Here is a 14,857-nt window from a genome sequence, read left to right on the forward strand (position 1 = left end):
ATTTTTCCAAAAAAGTAAACAATCAGTGTCGTCTTTGACCGAGTAACCGTACAATAAGAATAGGTAAATTGGCAGTAACAGGGAGGCTTTTGTTTGAAGAAAAAGGTGTTATTATTCGGAGACATTGGCATCGACGATACGATAGCATTGATTTATGCAAGATTACACAAAGAAATCGAAATCGTTGGGTTAATTGCTGATTATGGAAATGTCTCAAGAAAAGATGCTGTATCTAATATTTATTATGTCATGAAATTATTTGATTTTCCCGAGGGAATTCCCGTTATTTTAGGAGCAGAGATTCCTCTAACTGGCGAACAGCCAACATTTTATCCAGAAATACATGGAGAGCATGGGCTTGGTCCCATTATTCCGAACGAAGATCATGAAATAAAAATTGAAAACTTTTTGGAAATCGTTCGAATTATCGAGAAATATAAGGATGATGAGCTAATCATTGTTAATATTGGGCGTCTTACATCACTAGCGACCATGTTTATTCTTTATAATCAGCTCATGCAACATGTGAAGGAATTTTATATTATGGGTGGGGCTTTTTGGGTGCCAGGTAATGTTACGACCGTAGCAGAAGCAAACTTTCATGGGGACCCATTTGCGGCAAATATTGTGCTCACCTATGCAAAAAATGTCACAATTATTCCATTGAATGCTACACAGAAGGCTATTGTTACGCCTGGGATGGTTGATTATATAGACTCATTTGGCAAGACAAAAATCCTCAAACCTCTAATGGAATACTATACAAAATTTTATCAGGAACGGGACCCGTCACTACTAGGTAGCCCCGTCCATGATGCGTTAACGCTAATGGCAACGATTTATCCTGAGATGTTCATTTATGAATATTACCCTGTAACGGTCATTGAGAAATTAGATGGACCTGCTAGAGGGCAGAGCATTGCTGAAACACGACCATTTGAAAATGTAAATAACGGAGAAAAAAAACATCGTATTGCATTTGATATACACTATGACATGTTCTTCCATCATTTTATAACCATTATGACAGGCCATGATGGGCAATAGCTTATTCAAAAACACCGTCTCTTAAGACCACAAAATCAACATTCACATTTACTTTCATATCTTTATACATTTCATGCCATTTGTCTTTTGTTAAATTGGAATGTCTCACAACGCTTCTATATTTCTCACCAAAGCCAAAAATATCGGATTCCACATCCTGACTATGAGCAATGACTCTTGCTATTTCCTTCGACAATTTTTTTTCGATGGCTTTTTCAAGGGCTGCCACGCTTTCTCGGTCACCTTGATTAATATCTGGAAATACTTCTAATACCCTTGATTTGATTTTAATGTTTAAATCGAACTCAGGAGTTTTTGCATCAATTAATTTCATCTCTCTATTAGAGTGGATGGCATCAAAAGCAACAGTTATTTTATCCGCAGGTTTATGGAGTAATTGAGGTGGAATATCTTCTTTCTCCAAAATGGTTTCATATAAACCTACTTTAAACGTATCTCTGACAATTTTTACATAAAAGCTATCTTTTGCTGGAAGCGTACTAACCATTTTGCCACCTTTAAAGAGAGCCACGCCACTTAGCTCCACAAACTCACCATCTCTTTTGATGGTAGGCATAGCTAAATCTCGTCCAATGGAATAATAATCATGAGCAATCTGATGAAGTGTCGCTGAAATCATATATTCCTGTTTCACATTTTGCTCGATTAACCTGAATACATGCTGACCAATATCCTCAATATTTTTGTATTCGTAATTCAGAAATGGTGCTGCTTTACCTTCCACTACGGCCATATAAATACCGTTGCTGACGCTTGCATTTTCTAGACTAGTATCAATATAATAACGTAAATCTTCTTTTGCTAATTCTTCACCAAACAAAATAACCCTCATTTGACCGACCATTATTTTTTTAGAAAGCTTCCTGTTTGCTTCCATACGATTTCCTTTACTCGTTTCATTTTCTGTCGTCAAAACTTCCACTTTGCTTTGGAACTCTGGATTGACTTCACGAATAACGGCTGTCGCAGCTATTTTGCTTTCTGTTCCTACATCGTAGCCAACTAGTGTGGTTAATCCTACTTTATCCAATACATTCGTTTGAGCACACCCATATAAAAAAATCAATGACAGAAAAACAATAAAAGAGCATCTAAGCTTGTTCATTTTTGGGCACCTTCTTTGATGAAAACTTCTTTTTTAATATAGCCAAGATCCATAACAAAATAGGGTAAATAAAAATAACGTAAAATGCTATATTGCCAAATACGGTGTTAATCGTATTGATTTCTGTACGGGTTTGAATGATCATTGTGAAAATGAAAACGATGATGGAAAATATCCAAACAAATGTCGTGGCGCGTATTTTAACTAATCGAATGACCCCGCGATAAGCAGCCCATAAATATAGACATAGATTCGGTATAATAATGAGCATCCAAAAACAAACGGCTATAAATTCAAAGCGCTCTATAAAAGGGAAGCTAATAAAACTAAACAATGTTAATGTTGCCCAAATTGTTTTTAGTAATTTTCCCTCACTGTAATAAGCAATGGACACCATCATGACTACAACATAAATCAATGTTGTAAACAACAACCCTAAATGAACAGGCTTGCGGATATTTTTTTTGTCCTTTACAAAGGGATAAATAACATTTAAGATTTCGAAGCCGATAATGGTAAAGGTCATGGAATGGGCACCCTTTAAAATGGAACGAATATCGTTTTCAAAAATTGGAAATAAACTTTCCGCAGAGGCATACTTCATTGGAAAGGCTAGCATCGGTAAAATCCATAGGGATAGTATGATGCTGAAAAAAGATACACCGACTATGACTCGAAGCCCACCTGTAAAGGCATAAATAATAATGATTAATAAAGTAGCTGACAGAAACCATGTTCCAATACTAGGGAAAATCCATGCGTGGATCACTTCAATGTAATTACGCAAAACAGAAAAAAAGGCGACGGTGCAATAAGTGACATACAAAGCATTTAAAAAATTGCCAATCCATTTTCCGAAAATATCTTGTTGAATACCATATAGATCATTGGAGCCGTAAATCTCTAATGTTTTAATCATACAAAATGTGACGATATGTGTAGCAATACCTGCTATAAGAACTGAAATCCATGCATCCTGCCTTGCATCTTGATAGATAATACGTTGAAATCCCTGTATGCCGACCCCAATTTGAGCGCCGTGCACGACAAAAAAGAGCAAATAAGCGTTAATCATCTCTTTCGGGTTAAGTTGTATAGGATTATTCATTTATTTCACCTTCAGTTCAACCTTTTTGCGGTTTTATTGGCTCAGGCTCGAATTTATTTTTATCCTTTGGTCTTGTTAACGCAGGTCTTTTCGCTGTATATGGAATAGGCATTCTAATAATACTATCCCTCATTTCTTTCAATCTTGGTGGATAGAAAGGAGACATATACGGAGCACCCAAGCTTGATTGACGTAAAAGATGAATAAGAATAAAGCAAAAAGCTAGCATGATGCCATAAAAACCCCAAAAGCCTGCAAGGATAATGATTGGGAAACGAATCAAACGAATGACATTGCCCATCATATAGCTCGGTGAAGTGAAGGATGCCAGTGCACTTAAAGCAATGATAATTAATAAAATATTACTCGTAATACCTGCCTGCACAGCTGCTGTTCCGATTACGATACCGCCAACGATACCAATAGTTTGTCCAATTTTAGTTGGTAGCCTTGCTCCAGCTTCTCGGAGTAATTCAATAATAAACTCTAATAATAATGCCTCGAATATAGGTGGGAAAGGAACCAATGCTCTAGACTCACTTAATGGCACTAAAAAGGCTTGCGGAATGACTTCATAATGAAAAGTTAAAGCCGCCACGTAAAAAGGTGTTAAATAGACGGATAAAAAGAAGGCAGTAAGTCGTAATAAACGAAGAAAGGTAGCAATTTGCCATCGTAAGTTTTGATCTTCCTGGCTTTGAAAAAACTCAGTAAATGCTTGCGGGCAAATGATGGCCATCGAGCTACCATCCACTAAAACACCCATTTTGCCATCTAATATCGCATCACAAAATCTATCTGGCCTTTCCGTCAGCAGCATCTGGGGGAATACTGACAATGAATTATCATCAATCATTTCTGCTAAAACGGCGCTATCAAGTAGCTCATCAATATACAGATTCGTAATTCGTTGGCGCATTGTATTGACCATTTGCTCATTAGCAATGCCATTCATATATAGTAGTGAGACCGAGGTATTGGTACGCGTGCCGATTTTTAGTTTTTCATTACAAAGATCAGGACTTACTATGTAGCGACGGATCAAAGAAATATTGGTAGTTAAACTTTCATTAAACCCAACCTGTGTCCCAATTACTTGTGATTCATTTTCTGGTGCCGATAATGATCTGGATTCTCGAGTAGCTATATTGCCAATAAGAACTTGGGAGCAGCCGTCTATATGAATAACGACAGATCCATTGACCATCGATTCTACTGTTTCCTGTAGTAGATTGGATGTTACAATTTCGGGGATAGAAAGAGTTACCTCAATGGCTTCTAGTGTTTCTTGAGGATTATTTAGCAAATTTGCGATAATGTCATTGTTCAATGTCTGATCATCGACTAAATTATCTATATAAATAAGGGTAACATTCGGTGGGATTGCCTTAATGATTAAATCTGCTGCGTTATTCGTCGCGTTTCGAATCGACTGAATAAAATGATCAGTTGTCGGGGCGATCCTTACAAGACTTTCTTTTTCTTTTGGTGCCTCTTCGAAGGAGTGTGGTTGATTTTTATTGAAAGGTAGTTTAAATTTCATGCTGAATTGTAGGCTCCCTTCATAGTTAACTTCGATTATAGATTTAACATTTGAAGGATATTCTATACTTATTTCATGCTTTTTCAGTCTAAACATTGTCAGTAAATCTCTAGACAACATTTAACAGAAAGTGGTAAGATTAGTGTATTCTTAAAAACAGAAGGGAGATTAGACATTTATGCTAAAACTTATTATCGCAAATTAAATTCCCATGAATTTAATAAAAGGGCTATTCTATCATGTTTGAAACATGATAGGTCTATTTAGTATTGCCCTTTTGCGATAACGTAGAGAAGCATAATTTTGTCTGATCCATATAAACAGATACTATCGTAGCCACTAAAGTGGTTAACGTTGTTTTCTGTATATAAGCAAAGACTTTATGAGGTTTCCTCATAGAGTCTTTTTCTGTTTTTAGGAGGTGATCATTCCAATAATAATGATGTATGAATAGATAAAATCGGAGGGAATAAACATGGAAAAGTACAAATTAGTTAGCGATTATCGTCATGATGATCGATTAAAGGAAAGCTTTAATGATTTAGCGATAAAAACGTTTGGGTTGGATTTTCGAGATTGGTATAACGAAGGGTATTGGAACGACCAATATATTCCTTATTCATTTGTTCAAGAAGGAAAAGTCATTGCGAATGCTTCTGTTTATAAAATGTCGATTCGCATAAACGGCGAGCAATTAAATGGGATTCAGATTGGTACGGTGATGACCGATGAACATTATCGTCATCAAGGCTTGGCAAAGCAGCTGATGCTGCATATCATGAAAGAGTACGAAGGAGCCTGTGATTTCATGTATCTCTTTGCCAACGAAACGGTACTAGATTTTTATCCGAAGTTTGGCTTTACTCGTATACATGAAAGTGAATTCAGCTTAGACCTTACAGCAAGTCCTATTCAACGACAGCAGACCAGCGTCCAACAGCTGACAGTTGAGCAAGATTTAGCACTCCTTGAGGATTATGCAAAAAATCGATATATCCATTCAAGTATGATCGCTGTTGAGCAAAATGAAAGTTTATTAATGTTTTATTGTACGTTAGTTTTCCCGCATGCCATTTACTATTTAGAAGAATTAGAAACAATAGTGTTCATGGAGGAAGAGGAGGGGGTGTTAAATATTTTTGATATCATCTCCTTACAGCCCATTCATATAGAGGAGTTGTTGGCCAATATTGTGAAAGATTCTACCCAAAAAGTGGTGTTTTATTTCACGCCGGAGTTTACCTTGAATGGCATGACCGCGACCATCCAACCTAATGATGACGACGCTTTATTTGTTCTTTCAAAAAAGGCGATTCTGCAAGGGAATTTCATGTTCCCTTTAACTTCGCATTGTTAATGGGAAGAGGTTGAAACAAACAATGCGCAAGCCTGTACCTTAAAAAGTACGGGCTATTTTTACAACTTTTAATGTTTTGTCAAATAACTGTAACATTGCTGTTTTACGATACAACCATCAGTTAAATGGAAATGAGGTAAAACACAATGAAAAAAATCAGTATTCTATTACTTACCGTTATTTTAGCCCTTTATATGGCCAAGCTATTTGGACAAGGTCATCAAGACGAAGTTGAATTTATTGATGAAATTGCACCAATAGCCGTTGCGTTAAATAAGCAAGATCAAGAGATATTGCCTAGTGTAATTATTGCACAGGCTATATTGGAGTCGAATTACGGTAAAAGTGAATTAGCGGTTAATGCAAATAACCTGTTTGGGATTAAAGGTAGATATCATGGAAAGTCTATTAAAATGCCGACAGTTGAATATGAACAAAATAAAAGCTTTACAACTGAAGCAGAATTTAGAGCTTACCCTGATTGGAAAAGTGCATTAAAGGACCATCGTCAGCTATTATTAGAGGGTACCAGTTGGAATGCACAACAATACCAAGAGGTTCTGGCTGCTTCAACCTATCAAGAGGCTGCCTATGCCTTGAAAAAAAGCAATTACTCGACAGATCCTTTATATCCCGAAAAATTAATTGCTATTATCGAGCAATATAATCTGGAAAAATATGATGATTAGGAGTTTCATACATGAATATTCTCATTGCAGATGATGAAGTAGATATGTTAAAGATTTTACAAAACTATTTTCAAAGAGAAGGGTTCACGGTTTTTACTGCAACAAATGGAGAGGAAGCACTTACCGTTTTTTATCAAGAAAGAATTGATTTGGCCATTTTAGATTGGATGATGCCTAAAGTAGATGGGATGATGGTTTGTCGTGAAATGAAAAGAACACAAAAGATTAAGGTCTTAATGCTTACAGCAAGGGACACAGGTGAAGATGAATTTAAGGCGTTAGCAGATGGGGCTGACGATTATGTCAATAAACCCTTTTATCCTAAGGTACTAATAATGAGGGCAAAAAAATTACTGCAAATTGAAGCTATTCAACAACTGCATGATGTGTCCTTCGATGTTACAAGTAAACGTGTTTGGCGAGCAGGGACAGAAATAGAGTTAACGAAAACGGAATTCGAGCTGTTACGAATTTTTAGTCAAAATCGGAGACAAATTTTGACGAGAGATCAATTACTAGATTTAGTGTGGGGACTGGACTATATGGGAGATCCACGAACAGTGGACACACATATTCGACGATTGCGAGAAAAAATAGGAGAGAACATTATCCAAACACACAGAGGTATTGGATATAGTACAAGCGAATGAAACAAAAAATCGGCACAAAACTAACCATTTATATTACTTTAGTAGTTATTCTTACATTTTCGATATCCCTTGTTGTAAGCCAGTTTTTCCTCCCTAAATATTATCTATATCAGCTGAATAAAAAAGTATCAGAAGCCTTTGAAACTTATCAAGTTTTAGAGGATGTAGAATTGGTGAAGCGACAATTTGATGTCACGATTGTAGCAGTCCCATTGGAGGACTCCATCAATGACCTGAATGATAATTTAAGACTTCAACTGGCGAGAGAGCACATAGCCTTAAATAAATTTTGGGTCTCCGAGGAAGTACTACAAACTATCTCGGAGGATAAAATTGTAGGTAAGCTCTATGATCAGGGGAAACAAAAGTCCAGCTTTATTGTGCATTATGCGAAAGAAGGGGATCAGCTTGTCATGATTGGAGCCTCTATGGCCCATTTTACAGATATAGCCTATTTTATTAATCGTTTTAATTTAGCCTTTCTAATTGTAAGCATTTTAATTATTATAATGGTCACGGCGCTACTATCTCGGAAAATAACCAATCCATTGCATGAATTGCAACAAGTTGCAAAGGAGATTGGGGAACTGAATTTTCAACAAGCTACCATTCAAACAGGTGATGAAATCGAAGAGTTAGCAAAGAGCATTAATAAAATGAGTACGACGCTTGAATCAGCGCAGCAATTATTAACACAACGGAATCTAGATTTAAAACAATTTATGATCGGCTTAACACATGAGTTGAAAACGCCTCTCGCTCTAATCAATGTATACTCAAGTGGGATTGAAGATGGGTTGGATGATGGTACCTATTTAACAGTTATACATCAGCAAGTGGATCGTATGGAGAAAATCATTACAGATATGCTTTATTATGCCCGAACAGAAGAAAATGCTTTGAACCTATCACGTTTTGACTTTTACCAGCTACTACAAGAAATCATCCAAAGCTATCAGCCTTTGCAGGGGGAAAAACAGATTTTTCTTCAATCGGACGTAACTGAATTTATGCTCAATAGTGAGAAGGAAAAGGTCTATTATATTGTAGAAAATTTGGTGAGCAATGCACTAAAATATACATCAGACATGGAAATACAGATTTCCTTTACTTCGGGCATATTCGAAATAAGTAATCATACAACGCTACAAGATATTTCTAAAATATGGCAACCGTTCTATGTAGGTGAAAGCTCTCGAAATAAGCATTTCTCTGGAACAGGGCTTGGTCTCGCTACAGTGAAAAGTATTGCCGAACAGCTAGACTTTGTAACGGAATCCACACTATCAAATGGAAAAATAACGTTTACGATAGATTTTACAAGCAAGTAATAACCATAGGTGGTGAATGCATGAAAACACGGTTTAGGTATATTCCTAAACCGTGTTCAGACAGAAGACAAACATCTTGTTCAATTAAATACTATGTTTGGAATTAAAACGTAGAAAATCTACAGTCTAAGGTTGAGAAATGATATTCTTAACCTTTTTCTATATTTAAAGACTTAGTTTCACAGTAATAGCCTTTGCCGCCAACATAAACTTTTTCTATTTCATTCTTGCTATTAGTTGCTAATTTCACTAATATTTCGGAAGGCGAGTGTAAAGAATAACCTTGTTCAAATACATAGACTTCTTTTTGCAAATGGTGCTGTTCATAAAGGTAGCAAGCTAATGCACCGTTTGAAGTTCCAGTCGCCGCTTCTTCATTGATATCGTATAGTGGAGCAAAATTTCTGCATATTATTCGTTCGTCATTAAACGTATATACATGCATGCCGACAACATGATAATACTCGCTGATTTCTTTAATCTTTTCAAAATTAGGTTGCAGTGCATGTAATTGTGTTTCACTTATTATAGGAATTAAAATATCTTTTAAGCCGGTGGAGACAATTTGAATCGGGTATTGATTGTCTATAGCTTTACTGTCAATACAGTCGATAAACTCGTTTGGAGATATAACATCATAAAATTTCGGTTTGTTTTGTTCCATGAATATGATGTCATCTTTTATCGTAATAGTAAGAACACCGCTGTTTGTTTCAATCGTATAGCGATCCTTGAAAAGTTTATTAAAATGCATCAGTATTGTGAAAGAGCCAATTGTGGCATGACCACATAAATCAACCTCTTCTTTTGGTGTAAAATATTCAAATTTATAATCAGCCATTTCAGATGCTGATATAAATGCGGTTTCCGCATAGCCCAGTTGTTTGGCTATGGCCATTTTTTGAGTAGTGGTCAATGTATTTTCATTCAATACCACTCCTGCTTTATTTCCGCCTTGATGATCCTTGCTAAATGCACTTGCAACGTAAACAGATATTTTCATAAGACTCTTCCTTCCTCATTTATAGTGAATAGTAGCATAGAAATTACTAATTAAAAATATTTTTGGATATATTTTCCTTAAAGCGAGAGACAAATTATTTTAGCATCTGAAATCCTCAAAAATAGTTTGTCTACAGTCTGACACACGGTTGGAACATTCCGTACTTCACCTACTAGGAAGAACGCGGATAGTAGCTGATTCCGTTTTTGTTTTAACCTTTAACGTCAGCCCCATGATAACGATGATTATAAATAATAAGGTGAAAAGGGCAACGTCAAATGTATTCGTTATATCTTTGATGACACCAACAAGCATTGGAATGATGCCGCTAATGATATAGCCACCAAATTGAATCATCGCTGTCCATTCACTTGCCTCTTTTGGTGTAGTCGTTGCATCTAAAGGTAAAATCATTGCTAATGGAAATAAGCCACCAGCACCGATGCCCGTTAACATCGCACAGAAAATAGGTGAGATTCCGCCCATAATTAACATCATAATGCCAATAAAGGAGCTTGAAGCACAAAGTAGCATCCATGGCTTTCTCTTTAAACTATTATTTATTAAGATGGGAATGATAAAGCTACAAATCATTTGCATGATTGAAAAAATAGTGACCGTTGTTGCGGCGTAAGCGTCACTATATCCCATATCCTGTACTTTAGGAGCGAGCCATGTCGCCAGGGAGTAATAAACGCCAGATTGTAAACCGAACATGATCATAAGAAGCCAAACATATCGGTTTCCCCAAGGTAGTCGACTTTTTTTACTTGTAGAATTCTCTAAGGATTCTTGAGATTGCTTAGATTTTTTAATAATAGGAATCCAAACTATGATCCCCATAAGAGCGAATACTGACCATATCGCTAAAGCTGCGTTCCAGGATTGATGAAAAGCATGCATAGCAGGCACAACTAAACCAGCACTTAAAGACGCTCCAATTCCCATACCCGCGGAATATACACCGATCATTGTAGAAGAATATTTAGGAAATTCCTTTTTGATATAGCCTGAAATCAGTGGACCTGTTATGGCAATACCTATCCCACTAAGAATAGCGGTTACTAATAAAAATAAAGGAAAAGTTGCCACTAACCGTAAAGCTGTTGATACACCAATTAATAAAACGGATAACCCAATCGTCCATTCGATACCCCATTTTTCACTTAGCTTGCCTGCCAATGGTGCAAAAATCCCCATACAAAATACGGGAAGTGCCGTTAATAAACTGACAACAACACTCGTCATCTGCAAATCCATTTGTATATTTTTCAATACTGGCGAGATAGATGTTATTGAAGCTCGTAGATTCATAGACAGTATAAACAAAGAAAAAACGCTCCAAATTATCGGAAAGTTTTTTGATTTCGCCATCACTGAAAACACCTCTTTTAGTTATTATTTGATATACTATAGTTAACTTTTAGTTTTTAAAATAAACTATAATTAATCGACTTGTATACTATAATATACTATTTATACAAAGTCAATGAAAGGGGTGCAAACTATTGCTGGAGGAGAATATGGATTTATCTAGTCAGGTAGGTATGAACTTAAGAGAGATTCGAAAAAACAAAAGGATGAGTCTCGAAGAGCTTGCAAGTATTAGTAATGTCAGTAAACTAACATTAGGGAAAATTGAACGAGGGGAAACCAATCCAACGGTTAATATCCTTTGGAAAATATGTAGAGGGCTTCATATTCCATTAGTTTCTTTATTATCCTTTGAAGAAAATGTAGAGGTCCATCGTTTTGGCTCAGAATATCAATTTGCTGGCCATAATAACGACTGGTTTGTCGAACCTTTATTCAAAACAAATGGAACTGAGTTGTATAGAGGTCGACTTGAACCTAATAGTGAATACAGTGAGTGTCACTTAGAAGGCTCCGAGGAAATTGTGCTGGTGTTGAATGGGCAATTGGAGCTAAAGGTCGGCGAGAAGACCCATCAGTTAAACCAATGGGATGTCATTAAATTCAAGGGTGAAGAACTTCACACGTATATCAACCACTCAGATGAAAAAGTACATTTAATGCTGTCATTAACGTATACAACCCCATAAGTATGGATAAAGAAAGTCATACTCTATAAGTGTACTTCCACAAAAAATCGTCCTTACTTTATACAAGTAAAGGACGATTTTTCTCTATTTAAATATACCCCCAAATCATACATAATAATGTTCCGAAAATGGTAACGAGCGCAATGACTAGCCCATAATAAATATTTGTATAGATGGCTGGTTTATCATTGGTTTCACCAGCGTGCATAAAGACAACTAACTGCAAGCCTGCCTGAATAAATGCTGTGACTAAAAGTATCGTCATTGTAATAGGCATTGAGATTTGAAAAAAGTAGACACATGCTGCAATGATGGTAAGGATAATCGACAAGGCAAATCCCATCACCTGTTTTAGTGGGAATAAATCACTCATATCACACCATTCCTTTCAAGTAAATGAAACTGAAGATAAAAATCCAAACCACATCTAAAAAGTGCCAGTATAAGGAGAAGATGAAAGATTTATTGGCTGTTTCAGGCGTTAATCCACGCGTTATTATTTGGTAGACAATAAATATGCCCCAGAACACACCAAATGTGACATGGGCACCATGCGTTCCTAATGTTGTCAATAGGGTAGCTGTAAAGGCGCTAGTTTGTAAGCCTGCACCAACATGCACATAATGAATAAACTCATAAACTTCAAACCCAATAAATGCTACACCTAGTAGTAGCGTCAAAATATAGAATGTAATCATCGCTTTCATATAGCCTTTGCGCATAGCATGTATGCCCAAACCAATGGTAAAGCTACTTGTTAGAAGAATAAATGTTTCAAATAAAACAGGTGTTATTTCAAAAATGTCTGCGCCAGTAGGACCTGTACCCGTGCGATCCACTAGCACAAAATAAGCTGCGAACAGCGTTCCAAAAAGCATGATTTCAGCGCCGATAAATACCCAAAAGCCTAGTATATTCAATTGATTTTGCTGTGTACTATATTCTAAAGGAAGTGATTGATCGATTTTCATGATTGACTACCTCGCAATTTTGATTCCGTTTCTTTCACTTTTTCGACAGGTATATAATGTCCAGGGTCTTTTTCCAATGAACGGTGAGCCATACAAATAAAAATGCCGATAGTTGTAACAATCGTTGGAATCCACATACCAAATACAAATGAGAAGCCCCAAGCAAAGAATATACAGCCTAAAATAAATGGTATACCGCTGTTATTTGGCATATGAATGTTTTCGTATTTTTCTGGGAACAAATCATGCTGACGATATTTTGCATCCCATAAAGCTTCAGTTGAAATGACATGGGGTACTTTTGCAAAATTATAGTACGGCACAGGACTTGGTGTAGCCCATTCTAGTGTACGTGCGTCCCATGGATCTGAGCCAATGTTTCTTGGTGCATAACGAATGCTGTAATAAACGTTGTAGACAATTAACATAAAGCCAATCGTAAGACCAATAGCGCCGACAAAGGAGACCATATTCCACATACCAAAACCTGTGGATGCTGAGTAAGTATACATACGGCGTGCTTGTCCATCTAAGCCAGAGAAGAACATCGGCATAAAGGCAAGTAGGGTGCTAATCGCAATAATCCAAGCCGTCACTTTGCCGATTTTTTCATTTAACATAAAGCCAAACATTTTTGGCCAATAGTAATGTAATCCTGCTAGCATGGCAAATACAACACCAGGAATAATTACCATATGGAAGTGAGCTACTAAAAACATTGTATTATGGTATTGGTAGTCAGCTGCTGACATACCTAGCATTACCCCTGTTACGCCACCTATTGTAAAAGTAGGGATAAACAACATGGAATAAAGCATCGGTGTTGTAAAGACAATTTTTCCTTTCCACAAGGTGAATAACCAGTTAAATATCTTCACCCCAGTCGGCACAGCAATAGCCATCGTTGTTATTGAAAAAATACTATTTGTTAAAGCGCCTTGCCCCATTGTAAAGAAATGATGGGTCCATACTAAAAACGATAGGAAGGAAATAATCACCATGGAGCCGACCATCGATTTATAGCCGTAGAGATTGCGTCCAGAGAAGGTAGAAATGATCTCACTGTACAGCCCAAAGGCAGGTAAAATGAGGATATAAACCTCAGGATGTCCCCAAACCCAGAAGAAATTGGCCCATAGCATATCCATACCACCATTAGATGTTGTGAAGAAGTTCGTAGCAAATAGGCGGTCGAATGTTCCCATAACAAGTGCAACCGTTAATACCGGAAAGGCAAAAACGATAATAACGTTTGCGACTAATGAAGACCACGTAAACATAGGCATTTTCATTAATGTCATTCCCGGAGCTCGCATTTTGAGAATGGTAACAATCATATTAATACCAGTAATTAATGTACCTAACCCTGAAATTTGTAGAGCAAACAAGTAATAGTTGACCCCTACAGATTGACTAAATTCATTACTAGCAAGAGGGAAATAATTCGTCCAGCCAGCATCAGGTGAACCGCCAATAACAAAGGAAATATTTAATAGCATAGCTCCCATGAAAAATAGCCAAAAGCTTAACGCATTCAAACGTGGAAAGGCCACGTCTCTTGCGCCTATTTGAAGCGGCACAATATAGTTCATAAAGGCCATAATAAATGGCATCGCCATAAAAATAATCATGACTGTTCCATGTGTCGTAAATATTTCATTATAATGCTGGGCATCTAGTAATTTATTATCCGGTACTGCCATTTGTGCTCGCATCATAATAGCATCCGCACCACCACGGAATAGCATAAGAATGGCTGAAATTAAATACATAATACCAATGCGTTTATGATCCACTGTTGTTAACCATTCCCGCCAAAGATAACCCCACTTTTTAAAATAAGTTAATGCTACAATAATCGCTATAACCGTTAGACCAATAGCGACCATAGATGCATAAATAGCTGGGCTTGGATGGGGTATAGCAAAACGTTCAAAGTAATCCATCTGACTATGTCTCCTTTCGACAT

At 36.7% G+C, this 14,857-nt stretch carries 14 protein-coding genes; 6 read left to right on the forward strand and 8 right to left on the reverse strand.

The annotated features are described in order from the left end of the window. Positions 1-93: 93 nt before the first annotated feature. Positions 94-1,047, forward strand: a complete 954-nt coding sequence (locus MKY80_RS11150) for a nucleoside hydrolase (protein ID WP_107922252.1) — start codon at positions 94-96, stop codon at positions 1,045-1,047. Between the two features lies 1 nt (position 1,048). On the opposite strand, the gene MKY80_RS11155 is transcribed toward MKY80_RS11150, so the two are convergent. Genes MKY80_RS11155 through MKY80_RS11165 form a run of 3 tightly spaced genes read right to left on the reverse strand, consistent with a single transcriptional unit; the run spans position 1,049 to position 4,824 of the window. After that, positions 1,049-2,173: a Ger(x)C family spore germination protein gene (locus MKY80_RS11155; protein WP_043990350.1), complete on the reverse strand. Its 1,125-nt coding sequence runs from the start codon at positions 2,171-2,173 to the stop codon at positions 1,049-1,051. Continuing rightward, entirely contained in the window at positions 2,160-3,281 is a 1,122-nt protein-coding gene (locus tag MKY80_RS11160) for a GerAB/ArcD/ProY family transporter (protein ID WP_008177611.1), read from the reverse strand. Before MKY80_RS11160 ends, MKY80_RS11155 begins: the two co-directional genes overlap by 14 nt. Before the next feature lie 16 nt (positions 3,282-3,297). Next, the gene (locus MKY80_RS11165; protein ID WP_342532951.1) at positions 3,298-4,824 is read right to left on the reverse strand and encodes a spore germination protein; all 1,527 of its coding nucleotides are present in this window, start codon (positions 4,822-4,824) and stop codon (positions 3,298-3,300) included. A 475-nt stretch (positions 4,825-5,299) separates the two neighbouring features. On the opposite strand from MKY80_RS11165, the gene MKY80_RS11170 reads away from it, so the two are divergent. The 4 genes from MKY80_RS11170 (at position 5,300) to MKY80_RS11185 (ending at position 8,851) form a co-directional block, all read left to right on the forward strand. Beyond that, positions 5,300-6,181 (forward strand): GNAT family N-acetyltransferase, encoded by an 882-nt coding sequence (locus MKY80_RS11170; protein WP_342532953.1) that lies wholly within the window; start codon positions 5,300-5,302, stop codon positions 6,179-6,181. A 146-nt stretch (positions 6,182-6,327) separates the two neighbouring features. Beyond that, complete coding sequence (locus MKY80_RS11175) at positions 6,328-6,870, forward strand: glycoside hydrolase family 73 protein (protein ID WP_090001506.1); 543 nt, start codon at positions 6,328-6,330, stop codon at positions 6,868-6,870. 11 nt (positions 6,871-6,881) lie between these two features. Continuing rightward, a complete protein-coding gene (locus MKY80_RS11180; RefSeq protein ID WP_008177603.1) occupies positions 6,882-7,520 on the forward strand; it encodes a response regulator transcription factor in 639 nt (212 codons plus the stop codon). Beyond that, positions 7,517-8,851 carry a sensor histidine kinase gene (locus tag MKY80_RS11185; protein ID WP_090001505.1) on the forward strand — a complete coding sequence of 445 codons (1,335 nt, stop codon included), beginning with the start codon at positions 7,517-7,519 and terminating at the stop codon, positions 8,849-8,851. Before MKY80_RS11180 ends, MKY80_RS11185 begins: the two co-directional genes overlap by 4 nt. A gap of 148 nt (positions 8,852-8,999) precedes the next feature. Here MKY80_RS11185 and MKY80_RS11190 read toward each other — a convergent pair whose 3' ends face one another. Beyond that, on the reverse strand, positions 9,000-9,854 hold the full coding sequence (locus tag MKY80_RS11190) for a PhzF family phenazine biosynthesis protein (protein ID WP_342532956.1): 855 nt from the start codon (positions 9,852-9,854) through the stop codon (positions 9,000-9,002). Positions 9,855-10,019: 165 nt separating this feature from the next. Continuing rightward, positions 10,020-11,228: an MFS transporter gene (locus tag MKY80_RS11195; RefSeq protein WP_342532958.1), complete on the reverse strand. Its 1,209-nt coding sequence runs from the start codon at positions 11,226-11,228 to the stop codon at positions 10,020-10,022. A 149-nt stretch (positions 11,229-11,377) separates the two neighbouring features. On the opposite strand from MKY80_RS11195, the gene MKY80_RS11200 reads away from it, so the two are divergent. Next, positions 11,378-11,917, forward strand: coding sequence for an XRE family transcriptional regulator (locus tag MKY80_RS11200; protein ID WP_008177595.1), 540 nt, complete (start codon positions 11,378-11,380; stop codon positions 11,915-11,917). An 88-nt stretch (positions 11,918-12,005) separates the two neighbouring features. On the opposite strand, the gene qoxD is transcribed toward MKY80_RS11200, so the two are convergent. Genes qoxD through qoxB form a run of 3 tightly spaced genes read right to left on the reverse strand, consistent with a single transcriptional unit; the run spans position 12,006 to position 14,834 of the window. Then, on the reverse strand, positions 12,006-12,290 hold the full coding sequence (qoxD, locus tag MKY80_RS11205; protein WP_008177593.1) for a cytochrome aa3 quinol oxidase subunit IV: 285 nt from the start codon (positions 12,288-12,290) through the stop codon (positions 12,006-12,008). 1 nt (position 12,291) lies between these two features. Next, positions 12,292-12,888, reverse strand: a complete 597-nt coding sequence (qoxC, locus tag MKY80_RS11210) for a cytochrome aa3 quinol oxidase subunit III (RefSeq protein ID WP_342532961.1) — start codon at positions 12,886-12,888, stop codon at positions 12,292-12,294. Further along, positions 12,885-14,834, reverse strand: a complete 1,950-nt coding sequence (gene qoxB, locus MKY80_RS11215; RefSeq protein ID WP_008177590.1) for a cytochrome aa3 quinol oxidase subunit I — start codon at positions 14,832-14,834, stop codon at positions 12,885-12,887. Before qoxB ends, qoxC begins: the two co-directional genes overlap by 4 nt. Between the last annotated feature and the right edge of the window lie 23 nt (positions 14,835-14,857).

It is taken from the genome of Lysinibacillus sp. FSL R5-0849 (assembly GCF_038595075.1).
GTDB classification, from domain to species: domain Bacteria; phylum Bacillota; class Bacilli; order Bacillales_A; family Planococcaceae; genus Lysinibacillus; species Lysinibacillus fusiformis.

Bases quoted from the DNA above. Each gene is read 5' to 3' on its own strand.
- MKY80_RS11155 (WP_043990350.1), bottom strand. From the start codon at position 2,173: ATGAACAAGCTTAGATGCTCTTTTATTGTTTTTCTGTCATTGATTTTT.
- MKY80_RS11160 (WP_008177611.1), bottom strand. From the start codon at position 3,281: ATGAATAATCCTATACAACTTAACCCGAAAGAGATGATTAACGCTTAT.
- MKY80_RS11165 (WP_342532951.1), bottom strand. From the start codon at position 4,824: ATGAAATTTAAACTACCTTTCAATAAAAATCAACCACACTCCTTCGAA.
- MKY80_RS11170 (WP_342532953.1), top strand. From the start codon at position 5,300: ATGGAAAAGTACAAATTAGTTAGCGATTATCGTCATGATGATCGATTA.
- MKY80_RS11175 (WP_090001506.1), top strand. From the start codon at position 6,328: ATGAAAAAAATCAGTATTCTATTACTTACCGTTATTTTAGCCCTTTAT.
- MKY80_RS11180 (WP_008177603.1), top strand. From the start codon at position 6,882: ATGAATATTCTCATTGCAGATGATGAAGTAGATATGTTAAAGATTTTA.
- MKY80_RS11185 (WP_090001505.1), top strand. From the start codon at position 7,517: ATGAAACAAAAAATCGGCACAAAACTAACCATTTATATTACTTTAGTA.
- MKY80_RS11190 (WP_342532956.1), bottom strand. From the start codon at position 9,854: ATGAAAATATCTGTTTACGTTGCAAGTGCATTTAGCAAGGATCATCAA.
- MKY80_RS11195 (WP_342532958.1), bottom strand. From the start codon at position 11,228: ATGGCGAAATCAAAAAACTTTCCGATAATTTGGAGCGTTTTTTCTTTG.
- MKY80_RS11200 (WP_008177595.1), top strand. From the start codon at position 11,378: ATGGATTTATCTAGTCAGGTAGGTATGAACTTAAGAGAGATTCGAAAA.
- qoxD (WP_008177593.1), bottom strand. From the start codon at position 12,290: ATGAGTGATTTATTCCCACTAAAACAGGTGATGGGATTTGCCTTGTCG.
- qoxC (WP_342532961.1), bottom strand. From the start codon at position 12,888: ATGAAAATCGATCAATCACTTCCTTTAGAATATAGTACACAGCAAAAT.
- qoxB (WP_008177590.1), bottom strand. From the start codon at position 14,834: ATGGATTACTTTGAACGTTTTGCTATACCCCATCCAAGCCCAGCTATT.